The organism is Hydrogenophilus hirschii (genome assembly GCF_054656675.1).
Window position 1 is genome coordinate 165844 of record NZ_BAAHXQ010000002.1, and the last position, 12136, is coordinate 177979.

The 12136-nt window shown below is 63.7% G+C and carries 5 protein-coding genes; 1 reads left to right on the top strand and 4 read right to left on the bottom strand.

From position 1 onward, the window contains the following. The first annotated feature begins 126 nt into the window (after positions 1 to 126). Entirely contained in the window at positions 127 to 1245 is a 1119-nt protein-coding gene (locus ACYQ4Z_RS07895; protein WP_459860601.1) for a glycoside hydrolase family 5 protein, read from the top strand. On the opposite strand, the gene ACYQ4Z_RS07900 is transcribed toward ACYQ4Z_RS07895, so the two are convergent. Genes ACYQ4Z_RS07900 through ACYQ4Z_RS07915 form a run of 4 tightly spaced genes read right to left on the bottom strand, consistent with a single transcriptional unit; the run spans position 1242 to position 12122 of the window. Then, positions 1242 to 2951 carry an ABC transporter ATP-binding protein/permease gene (locus ACYQ4Z_RS07900; protein WP_459860603.1) on the bottom strand — a complete coding sequence of 570 codons (1710 nt, stop codon included), beginning with the start codon at positions 2949 to 2951 and terminating at the stop codon, positions 1242 to 1244. The two genes, ACYQ4Z_RS07895 and ACYQ4Z_RS07900, sit on opposite strands and share 4 nt — an antisense overlap. Further along, entirely contained in the window at positions 2948 to 4789 is a 1842-nt protein-coding gene (locus ACYQ4Z_RS07905; protein WP_459860604.1) for an ABCB family ABC transporter ATP-binding protein/permease, read from the bottom strand. Before ACYQ4Z_RS07905 ends, ACYQ4Z_RS07900 begins: the two co-directional genes overlap by 4 nt. 1 nt (position 4790) lies before the next feature. Further along, positions 4791 to 10019, bottom strand: a complete 5229-nt coding sequence (locus tag ACYQ4Z_RS07910) for a hybrid sensor histidine kinase/response regulator (RefSeq protein ID WP_459860606.1) — start codon at positions 10017 to 10019, stop codon at positions 4791 to 4793. 18 nt (positions 10020 to 10037) lie between these two features. Continuing rightward, positions 10038 to 12122, bottom strand: a complete 2085-nt coding sequence (locus ACYQ4Z_RS07915) for a methyl-accepting chemotaxis protein (RefSeq protein WP_459860608.1) — start codon at positions 12120 to 12122, stop codon at positions 10038 to 10040. Between the last annotated feature and the right edge of the window lie 14 nt (positions 12123 to 12136).

Consider the following 12136-nt stretch of genomic DNA (forward strand, 5'->3'; position numbering starts at 1 on the left):
GGCAATTCCGACGCTACAATGATAACGCAAATGGTTCGGTGGGAAGGTGCGGCTTTTGGCGGCACACTGCGAAAAGGGGCGCAACGGATGGTGCGTCGCGTAGAAGAGTGAAGAAAGGAGGGCGTGATGGCGACGCTGCGGGGGGTGAATCTCGGTTCGTGGTTGGTGCTCGAAAAGTGGATGGTGCCAAGCCTCTTTGTGGGGCTTGCGGCAACCGACGAAACCACCTGGTGTGTGGAGCTGGGTCCGGCTGCCTCGGAGCGGCTGCGGGCGCACTGGGCAAGCTGGATTACCCGTGACGATTTTGCTTGGCTGGCCGAACGGGGGATCGATCTCGTGCGCATTCCCTTCGGCCACTGGGTGATGGGGCCACCGTACCCTTATCACCCGAAATATGGGGAGAATCCCTTTCCGTTCGTTCCGGGCGGAATCGAGGTGATCGACCAGGCGCTCGTGTGGGCCGAAACCTATGGGCTCAAGGTACTGTTGGATCTGCACGCCGCGCCGGGGTGCCAAAACGGCTTTGACAACGGCGGGATGCTCGATGTCTGTGAATGGCACACCCAAACGGAATACATCGATTTTTCGGTCGAGCTGTTGGGTCGGATCGCTGAGCGCTACCGGGCAAGCCGCGCGCTCTGGGGGATCGAGCTTTTGAACGAACCGCGCTGGGATGTTCCGACGGCGATTTTGCTTGACTATTACCGCCGCGCCTATGACGCGGTGCGCCGCCACCTACCGCCGGAACGGGCCGCGGTGATGTTCCACGACGGTTTTCGCGATTGGCGTGAATACCTGGGGGCACTTCCCGCGCCCGAATATCAGAACGTCTGGTTCGACGTCCACCGCTATCAGTGCTTTACCCGCGAAGACCTCGACGCCGATATTTTCGAACATCTGCGCAAGACGGCGGTCGATCTGCGCCAAGAGGCCGATGCAATCCGGGCAACCTTGCAGCTGCCGACGATCTGCGGCGAGTGGAGCTTGGGGCTCGACCTCGAGGTGGTCTCGCTTTGGGCCGAAGGGCCGTTCAACCATCCGCTCGAACACCTCGACCCGTTCCAGCAGGAGGTGGCGATACGCGCGTTTGCCGCGACCCAGCTCCTGGCGTTCGAACGCTACGATGGTTGGTGTTTCTGGAACTACAAGACCGAGACAACACCGGCGTGGTCGTTTCGTGCCGCGGTGGAACGTGGGTGGCTGCCCCCGTCGTTCGCTGCGAACGCCTACCCATCGCTCGACTAGGAGCGAACGTCGCCTGGGTCAGTGGGGGCATCCGGTAGCGTCTCCGTTGCGTTGCGTGCCTCAGATGCCGATACGTGCGCCGTGACGATCACGACGCCAGGCGTTTTCTCGAGGGTGCGGCGAGTGTACGCGAGCGCTTCGAGGACCAGCGGGTCGGGCCAGTGGTCGCACTCGACCACCCACCATGCCGCAGGGGTGCGTACCAAGCGAACGAGGGCAAGCTGTCGCTGTTTGACGGGGGGCAATGTCCGGTTCCAATCTTCGCGTTGTTCCAGCCGAGGAACAAAAGGCTCGAGATGTAAGTCCCTGAGCGCCGCTTCGAGTGCGGCGCGCGTGCTCGGCGTCGGTTCGTTCGGATAGGTGAGTGCCGCAAGGAGCGTGCCCTCCGGCAGGTAAGGGCGGATCGGCAAGATCGCGACCGTCTCTCCTTCCGGATAGAGAATCCGACCGCTTCCCCATGACCAGAGACCGGCAAGCGATTTCATCAACGGGAGTTTCCCCTCTTCCGGTACCTTCCAGACGGTAAGGCGATGGGGAGGTGCGGTCGCGGAAAAATCGGCAAGGAGGGTCTGACCACCCAGAGTGGTGAGCGTGAGGTGTTCGACCGTCAGAGCCGAGACGGCGGCTGCACGCACGCACGGTGCGTCGAGAGGGCAGATTCGATCCTGTTTGTCGAGCTGTTGGAGGTTCTCCCAGAGATGGGTGAGCCGCTCGATCGAAGCGCGGCAACGCGCGATCTCCCCTTGGTTGTCGATCGGCCAGGAAAGGGCGCTGGTGAGTCGTTCGAATGCCTGTGCTGCCTGCATCAAAAGACCGAGCGAAATCGTTCCCAAGATATAGGGGGTAGCGAGCACCAAAAGGGGGAAAACCGGAAGGAGCGTCCCGTATGCGGTCGAAAAGGTGACGATTCCCAGGTAACCGCGGGTCTGTGCCCGCCACGCTTGCGCAAGCCATGCAAAAAGGCGAGCGGCCAATTGCCGTTCGTGGTGCTCGCCACGCGCGATCGCGATCGCTTCCGATTTTTCTCGGACGTGCGCGAGCGCGAAACGGAAGTCGGCTTCGCGGCTCTGCAGCCGATCGGTGGCATGGGTGAGAGGAAGGCCGAGGAGCCAACCGATACCACTCCCCGTTCCAGCGTAGAGCAGCGCAAGGAGAATCATCATCCCAGGTGGGCCGTAGTCGAGGTCGAGGGTGATTTGCCACAGGATGTCGGCAAAGAGGGTGATCGACAGCAACGAGTAGAGAAGGGAGTGAAAGAGCTCGATCGCTACTTCGGTCGCGATCCGCGCGTCTTCGGCGATTCGGGCGTCGGGGTTGTCCGCGGCGTCCGTCAAGTGGCGGAGCCGGTGGTAATGGCCCTTGTCGAGCCAATGGGCGATGAACCGTTCGGTAAGGAACTGACGCCAAGCAAGTTGCCATGCCCGTTTGATCCACAGGTGGGCGCTGGTGACGGCAACGATCGCGATCAAGAGCGCCGCGAAGCGCCAGATCAGTTCGGGAAGCTGCGTGAGCGCCCGGTTTTCGAATGCGTCGAAGAGCAGGCGCATGAAATGGTTGAGCGCAACGGCAAGCAGCACCTGCGCGACGGTAAGGACGATGAGCCCTACGGTGACGGTCCAAGCGCGCCACGCCGTTTCACCGCGATAGAAGGCAAAGAAAAGCGCTAACCAGATGCGCCAATGGGAACGCGCCGCTTTCGCGCTCATGACCGCGCTTCCTCGAAATGGGCGGGGGAGGGGTCGATCGCGACGGGTCGCCCTTCGCTACGGCTTTGCCGCCACCACAGCTCGGCGTAACGGCCATTGTGCGCCAAAAGCGTTTCGTGGGTGCCTCGTTCGACGATGCGGCCGTGTTCCAAGACCAGGATTTCGTCGGCGTCGCGCACGGTGGAGAGGCGGTGTGCGATCATCAGCGTGGTGCGGCCGGCGCGTGCGGTGGCGAGTTCTGCTTGGATTTCCCGTTCGGTTTGGCTGTCGAGCGCCGAGGTCGCTTCGTCGAGCACCAGGATGCGCGGGTTTTTGAGGAGGACGCGGGCGATCGCGACGCGCTGCTTTTCACCGCCGGAGAGCTTGAGCCCCCGTTCGCCGACCACGGTCTGCAGTCCGTCCGGAAGGCGCGCCACCAGCGCGTCGAGGCGGGCGGCACGAATCGCCCCCCAGAGCGCGTCGTCGCTTGCTGCGGGGTTTCCGTAGCGGATGTTGTATTCGAGCGTGTCGTTGAAGAGCACGGTATCTTGCGGGACGATGCCGATCGCGCGCCGCAACTCGGCTTGCGCGAGGTGCCGCACGTCGACGCCGCCAACCCGCACTGCGCCCGTCTGCACGTCGTAGAAGCGAAAGAGGAGCCGCACGAGGGTCGATTTGCCGCTCCCGGAACTGCCGACGACCGCGACGGTTTTCCCTGCCGGGATCGTGAAGGTGACGTCGTGGAGGATCGGTCGGCGGGGGTCGTAGGCGAACGAGACGCCGTCGAAGGTGACCGTAAGGGGGCCTTCGGGCAACGGCACGGGGTGGTCGGGGTCGCGCACTTCGGGCGGAACGGTAAAGAGTGCGAAGAGGCGTTCGAGATCGACGAGGCTTTGCCGGATTTCGCGATAGACCACACCCAGGAAGTTGAGCGGCATGTAGAGTTGCAGCATCAGGCCGTTGATGAGGACGAGGTCGCCCACGGTCATCGTACCGGCTTTAACGCGCGCGATCGCCTGCAGCAGCAACAGGGTGACGCCAGTGGCGATGATCAGCGCCTGGCCGAGGTTGAGCGCCGAGAGCGAATATTGGTTTTTGATCGCCGCCTCTTGCCATTGCGCGAGATCCCGGTCGTAACGCGCCGCCTCCCACGCTTCGTTGTTGAAGTATTTCACGGTCTCGTAATTGAGCAGCGCATCGACCGCGCGGGTATGGGTCTGCGCGTCGAGCCGGTTGAGGTGGCGTCGCAAGACGGTGCGCCAGTTGGTGACGATCACGGTAAAGAGGATATAGAGTGCGAGGGTTGCCGCGACGATCGTCCCGAAGCGGGCGTCGTATTGGCTGAAGAGGAGGGTGAGGACCAGCGCGATCTCGACGAGCGTCGGCGCGATCGAGTAGATGGTGAAGTTGATGAGTGTGCCGATCGCGCGTGTGCCCCGTTCGATGTCACGGGTGATCGCACCGGTTTGCCGTTCGAGATGAAAGCGTAGCGACAACGCGTGCAGATGGTTGAAGACGGCGAGCGACAACTGACGGCTGATGCGTTGGATCACGCGCGCAAAGAGGATTTCGCGCAATTCGGTGAAGAGCGAGACTCCGGTGCGCGCGATGCCGTACGCGACGACGAGCGCAGCGGGCGCGACCCAAAACGCCGGTTGCGGTGGGGTTGGGGCCAGGGCGTCCACGATCGCTTTGAATAGCACAGGATTGGCGACGAGCGCCACTTTCGCGGCGATGAGCGCGACAAAGCCCAAGAGGACGCGCACGCGATACCGCCAGAGGTGTTTGAGCAGCTGCTTGACCGCTTGCCACGGGGCGGTCGCTTGGGTGGCATCTGGCGGAGGAAGCGCGGATCGCATCTCAACCGGCAGCGCGTGCGCTCAGGGGCGCGTGCTGAGCAAGCAACGCCAGCAGCGTCTCCTCTTGGTAGGGTTTGCCCAAATAGTCGGTGGCGCCCAGCTCGAACGCGTGGGTGCGGTGTTTTTCAGCAAGGCGCGAGGTGATCATGATCACTGGGGTATCACGCGTCGTCGGGTGGGCACGGAGGTGACGCAGAAGCTCGAATCCGTCCATCCGCGGCATTTCGATGTCCGATAGAATCGCAGCCGGTGCGGCGTCTTCGAGTTTTTCGAGCGCGTCTTGGCCATCTTTGGCAGTCAGGACGCGATAGCCTTGGCGTTCGAGCAACCGCTGCGTGAGGCGCCGGACGGTGAGTGAGTCGTCGACGACCAGAACGAGCGGAGCGGCGTGGTGTGCTTCGTGCACCGCAGAACTGGCGTCGTCCGCGGTGGCAGCGCGCACCGTGGCGGATGCACTCTCTGCGGTGCGCTGCCGCGTGGTTGCGTGACGCGCCGTTCGGAGGAGCTGAGTTGGGTGGAGGATCAACGTGATCTCTCCGTCGGGAAGCAGCACGGCACCCAAGATCCCGCCGACGCGGCGCAGGAACGGCCCGGTTGGTTTCGCGGCGAGCTCTTGGCGGCCGGCGATCGCCTCGACCCAGATTGCGATCCGTTCGTCGCCGATCCGCGTGAAGATCACCCAATGGCGCCCTGCGCGCGCCGGTTCTGGGGCAGCGATCAAGGTGTGGAGTCCGACGAGGGGATAGGTTTCGCCCAGATGTTCGATCGTTCCGGCCGCCAAAAGGGGTTCGAGCACGTCGGCTTTGAGCTGTTGCGTATGGACGATCCATTCGGTGGGAATGCCCCAGCGGCGCCCATGACCCACAACCAGGAGGAGTTGCGTCAGCGCAAGTTCGGTGGGGATGCGGATCTGGAAACGCACCCCGCGGCCCCGTTCGCTGGCGACATCGATGCGCCCACCCAACGCGGCGATTTCGGCCTGGACCACGTCGAGCCCGACCCCACGCCCGGCGATCGGGGAGACGGTGTCGGCGGTGGAGAAGCCCGAGCGGAAGATGAAACGCAAGAGCTCGTTTTCCGTTGGGATCTCACCGGGTGCGATCCACCCTTTTTCACGCGCTTTGGCGGCGATCCGCTCGGCGTCGAGGCCGCGACCGTCGTCGGTGAGCACCCACTGCGTCTCCCCTTGGGTGGCTTGAACGGTGAGGGTGATGCGCCCGGTGGGGGGTTTGTTGCGCGCTTGTCGTTCGTCGGGGGGTTCGATTCCGTGGGCAACGGCGTTGCGTAAGAGGTGCTCGAGTGCTGGCGTGAGGCGCTCGAGCGCCGCGCGGTCGACACGGGTTTCGCCACCGACGAGCGCGAATTCGACCCGTTTGCCAAGGGTTTCTGCGGTTTGCGCGACGATGCGCGTGAAACGCTCGTGCAGCGTCGCGACGGGCACTGCGCGCAATGCGGTGATCTCTGCTTGCAGGTCGCGGGTTTGCCGCGATTGCCGATGGAGGCTCACCTCAGCGGCATCGACGGTGCGCACGATCGCTTGTTGCAACGTGCCGACGTCGGCGATCCCTTCGGCGAGGATCCGGGTGAGTTCCTGGAGCCGCGTGTAGCGGTCCATTTCGAGCGGGTCGAATTCGGTGTGTTGCGTTTCCGCGACTTGAATCCGCGCTTGGAGTTGCGCTTCGGCTTGGATTTCGAGTTCGCGCAGGTGGTGGCGAAGCCGCTGGACGTTTTCGGTGAGGTCGGTCGCAGCCCGCCGCAGGGTGACGAGTTCGCTTTCGGCGCGGGCCCGTTGGATCGCGATTTCGCTGAGTTCATTGACCCAGCGGTCGATCGTCGGTGCGGGAATCCGAAGCGTCATCGGCAGCACCGCAGTGGTGCCAAGCGGCGTTTCGGTTTCGGGCGCGTCGGTAGGCAGCGTGATCGGTCGAGCGTCGGGTGCTGCTTCGGCAGACGGTTCGGTCGGTTGGGTGAGGAGCTGGAGGAAGTGGGCGCGGGCAGCGGCAACGAGTTCGGGGAGCGTGCGCTGCGCAATGGCAACGGGCGTCTCTTTCAGGTGTTGTTCGATCTGGTGGATGCGGTCGCCCAGCGCGAGTGCGCCCGCCATTCGGGCGCTCCCTTTGAGGGTGTGCAAAAGCCGCAGGATCGGTTCGAAGGTTTCGGGTTGCGCCGAATCCGGCTCGGGAAGGTGTTCGAGCGCCGCTTCGAGTTGCGCGAAGAGGTCCCGCCCCTCTTCGGCAAAGATCGGCAGGAGCGCTGCGTCGAGGTGATCCTGCGTTTCGCCGCTTGGTTCGGTTTTAGGCGCCAGGTCAGGTTCCGGATTCGGTGCGGGGGAAACGGCGGAGGGGGTGGCTGCGGCTGGCGTTTCTGGCGTGCCCTCAGAGGAAGCTGCAGCGGGCGCTTCTGCTGGGACTGCGGAGGTGGCTACAGCGGACGGTTCTGGCGCAGCGGCGGGTGGCGTTTCGAGCGTGGCGATCAATTCGTCACGCCGTGGCGGGATTTTCCCGTCTTCGACAGTGACGAGGTCGTTGTGTAGCGCCGAGTGCACTGCGTGGAAAACCGTGAGGTCTTGGTCGTTCGGCGCTGCGCCCGCGCGTTGCATCGCCAAGAGCCGCAATTCCCACGCCCGGGCCAAGTCGTGCATTTCAGGGATCTGTGCGGTACCGCAAATGCTGGCCAGGGTATGGGCAGCACGCACGACAGCGTCCGAAGGGGTTTCGGGGTCGTGCAGGAAGCGTGCGAGCGTGGCCAGATGTTCGCGCGCTTCGGTGCGGAAGATTTCGAAGATGGCGCGCGAGACTTTGCGGTTGCCAAAGGTGAAATAGCGGTCGGGTTGGGGGGGTGCCGGCTGGCTGGGAACAGGTTCCGAAGTTGCGGCAGCCTCCGGTTCGAAATCGATGGTGTGCCAATCGGGATGCGGCGCGTGTTCTTCCTTGGCGGAGGTGGGGGGTTCCTGCGACTGCGGTGCAACGGGTTCGGGCGTGGCGGTTTCGCCGCGCTCTGCGTCGCTTTCGGCGCACGAAGTGGTGGGTTGGGACTTAGCGGCTTCGCTTTCTGATCGTGGCGTTGCGCGCCAGCGCTGCGCCGCTTCGACCAGCTCCGCGATTGGGACGGGGAGGTCTTCGCCACTTTGGGCGATCGTTGCGGCGGCTTGTGCGAACGCGTTTTCCGCGTTCGCCAGGAACGCGAGAAAGTTGGCCGAGGGGACGAAGTCGGTGTGGCGCAGGCAGTGGTTGAGTGTCTGCTCTACCTCCCACGCCGTTTCCCCGAGTTGGGTCAAGCCGACGATGCGGCTACTGCCTTTGAGGGTATGGACTTGCCGACGCCATTGGGTAAGCGCGTCCCGATTCGTCGGTTGCTGTTCGAGCTGAGCGCGGGCGGCGCCCATCGCCGCGAGGATCTCGTCGCATTCGGCGAGGAAGATCGCACGCAGCTCGGCGGTTTCGTCGGCTTTCGTGTCTGCGGCGCTAGGGTCGTGCGCTGTGACCACAGGGGAGGCACTCGGTGCCGGTTGGGGCACGTCGGTTAGGGGTTCGTGTGCCTCGGCTCGCGGTTCGTGCGGTGGCACGGGGACCTGCTTGGACTGGGTCGCATCGGTCGCGGTGGCTTCTGTCGCGGGGACAGACGCCGGGTGCTGGGGAAAGAGGCGATCCCACGGGATGGGGTCGGGATTCGGTTCGCTGTCTCTGGGCAGGGCAGGTTGGCTGATCCGTTGCGCCCAGGTAGCGATCTTGGCGATCAGCGGGTTTTGCGGGTCGAAGCGCTGTTTGCCCGCAGCGACGGTTTGCAACCAGTCGCGAACCGCGTCGATTTCGGAAAGCAGCGCGGTGTGGTCGGAGACGACGCAGATCGCGGCCAACTGGTCGAGCGCTTTCTTGATCGCTTTCAGGGGCAGGGTCGCGTCGGGGGTGCGCCAAAAGGTGTCGAGCGCGTGCTCGATCTCACCACACAGTTGGATGACTTCGGCGTCGAGCGCTTGCGCGAGCGATCCGTCCGATTCGACCAAAGTGGGTGCGTCCGTGCGGCTTTGCTGTCCAGAGCGCGCCGCTTGCCATTGGGTGACGAGCGGGCGGCACTGCGCTGCGGTGAGGGTTCCCGCTTGGGCGTCCCGTTCGAGCGCGAGCAGCGTGGTTGCGAGCAGAAGGGAGCGCTGTGGGTCGGTCGTCGCAGCGTCGGGTAACTGCTGAGCAAAGGTCTCCAACGCGGCTGCCAGCGCTTGGATCTCAGAGTCTGGGCGGTCGTAGAGTGCGCGTGCGACCGCAAAGAGCGCTTCGATCCGCTCTGGCCACGGGGCTTCTTGCTCCCAGAGCGCTTGGGCGTGTTGTGTTGCAGCGATCAATGCCTGGTCGAGCTCGATCAACGGCCGCTCGGGTAGCGGAAGCTCGGCGTCTTGGAGCCAATCGTGCGGGTGCCAATATTGGTGGATGAGACGCTGCAGGCGCGTTTGCGGCGCGCTTGCCGCAAGCGGCAAGAGCAATTGGCGAAAGAGCGTCAGACGGGATTCCGCGGTGAGCGGTCCTTTTTGCGCCCGCTGCAGCAAACGGAGGAGTCGTTGCGACTCGGGGTCCCTATCGAGTTGCTTGCGGATGAGCGCTTCGACGAATGCCGTCGCGGCGATCCAGAGGGGCTCGTCGTCGCGGCCCGCATCGAGTACGAGGCGACCGACCAGCGCTTCTCGGGCGGGCAAGAGCGCGACGGGGTCGCCCGTTTTGAGCCAACGCGCAAGGCTCCGGGTGAAGCGGTGCCGGAGTTTTGTTCGGGCGGCCTCTTCTGCTTCGGACGAGCGGATCTGCGGTGTGCCTCCCGGTTTGGGTAACGGAAAAGGCCAGAGATCGGCTGGATGCGCGTGGGTTTCCTTGACGTATTGCGCAAGTGCCAGATAGGGGTCACGGAGCCGTAACGACTGCCAACGGTGGTGGTGCGTCAGTTCGTACCAGAGGTTTTCGACCGCGACAAGCGCTCGCTCCACAGTTGCGAGGGCGGCGGACGAAAGGTCCGGAGCATCGAAGAGGGTGTCGATCGCCTTTTCCAAAAGCGCGAGGAACCGAGGAAGGGGCTCGATCGCTGCGACTTCGAGCACGCTTTTTGCGGCGAAGAGGTGGGTTTGCGCTTCGCGTAAATTGGCTGGGTCGAAGTGGGTGGTGCATGCCGCGACGAGCGTGCGCGCCGCTTGCAGCGAACGGGAAATTTCGTCGGCGATCCAGGAAAGCGCGTCGAAGTCGATGCGAGGCACGTCGCAAAACTCCCTCGGTTAGACCCGGAACCCGGCGACCGAACCGCGCAATTCCGCGGCTAGGTCGGCAAGCCGCGCGATCTCTTCGGCGGTTTGTTCGGTACCGGAGCGGGTGGTTTGGGTGAGCGTCAAGACGTCGCGCATCAGGCGGGAAATGGTTTCACCGCGCTGCGCTTGGGATTGGATCTCTTGCGCCACCCGCGCGATCTGCGCAGCCGTCTCGCGCGAGGTTGTCGCGATCTCGTCGAGTGCGCGGCGGGCTTCTTCCGAGAGCGCAGCCCCTTGCACCACCTCTTGCGTGGTCGCTTCCATCGCGGCGATGGTTTCGTGGGTGTCGGTCTGAATGGTGCGCACGATCGCGGCGATCTGTTTCGTCGCTTCCGCCGAACGTTCGGCAAGGCGTTGCACCTCCTCGGCAACCACCGAAAAGCCCCGTCCCGCTTCCCCCGCTGCAGCGGCCTGAATCGCGGCGTTCAACGCGAGCACGTTGGTCTGTTCGGTAATGTCGGAGATGAGTTCGACGATTTCGCCGATCTCCTGCGACGATTCGCCCAACCGTTTGATCCGTTTCGCGGTCTCTTGGATCTGCTCGCGGATCCGGTCCATCCCTTCCACCGACTGGTTCACCGCAAGCGTCCCTTTTTGCGACGCTTCGAGCGAGCGGCGTGCCGCCTGCGCCGCTTGGTTGGCGCTTTCCGCCGCCCGGGAAAGCGCTTGCGCCACTTCTTGGGTGATCGCGTCTGCTTCTTCGATCTCTTCCGACTGTTGTTGCGCAGCGGTCAAGAGGTTCGTCGAGCGGGCTTGCGTCTGTGCCGTTGCGTGCGCCACTGCTTCAGCGGTTTCGTTGATGCGGCGCACGAGGTTGCCAAGCTCTTCGATCGCGAAGTTCACCGAGTCGGCAATCGCCCCGGTCACGTCCTCGGTCACGGTCGCGCGAATGGTGAGGTCCCCTTCGGCGAGGTCGGCCATTTCGTTGAGGAGGCGCAAAATCGCTTCTTGCGTCCGCCGGTGTTCCGCTTCCGCTTTGGCCCGTTCGGCCTGTTCTTTCGCACTTTGCGCGGCTTGGAAATCGACGTAACGCTTCACTACCTGGACGAAGATCCCGACGAGCGCGATACCGGTGAGCATGAGAATCAAGTTGGTTGCCGAGCGGCCGGTTTCGAGTTCGAGCTCGACCAGGGTGTAGATCGTGTTCGCTTGCTGCTGAAGCTGTGGAATCCACTGCTGGAGCAATGCGGCACTGTCGTGCTGCACGAAATAGGTGGCGGCCGCGTTGAGTAGGGTCGTTGCGTCGTCGCGCAACGATTGGGCGGCGGCAACGAGCGCATCGAACCGGTCTTTGAGCGCAAAGGGGACGGCGCTGCGGTTCCGGTCGTTCGCCAGTGAGCCGAGCTTTTCGATTTCACTTTCCAGCGCCGCGAGCAGCGCTTCGCGGTCGGCCGGGGCAGCGGTAAGCAGCCGGTTGGCTTGTTGCGCCACGTTTTGCGCCGTGAGCGCGGTCATGAGCAGTTCGCGTGCAGCAGTGCGGTCTTCGAGTTGTGCCGCGATCGCTTTCGCTTCTTCACTGAGGTTGTCGGCTGCTTGGCTGATTGCGGTGAGCTGGGCGCGAAAATCGGCAACTGTCTGGTTGGCGACCAACAAAGTGCGCAATTCTTGCTGCGCCTGCTGCCACTGTTGGTAGAGCGCTGCGAGATGGTTTTCGATTTGTTCGGAGCGGTTGCCGCCAAACTCCGTCCAAAGGGCGAACCCGACGGTATCGCGCAATGCCGCGACGCTTTCGCGCAATTGCTGCAAACGGGCCTCCTGTTCGCTGGCGATCGTTTCCAGCGGCGTCGTGCTGCGACCACTCGTGGTCAATTGCGTCAAAGCGTTTTGGAACGGTAGCAGTGCGTTTTCGAATTCCCGCAAAAGCATGTCTTGCTTTTCGGCGATCTCGACTGGCGCAGAGACGAAACGCAAAGCGACGAGCGTGAAGAGCAACGTGATGACGAGCGCAATCGCGGGGCCGCGGAACAGATCCCAGCCGCTGGTGCTGGACGGCGAAGCGGGGATGGAACGGGGGGGGGAGTGCCGTTTGGAGCGTTGAAACAGCGACTGAAGCATGGCCGTCGATTCCT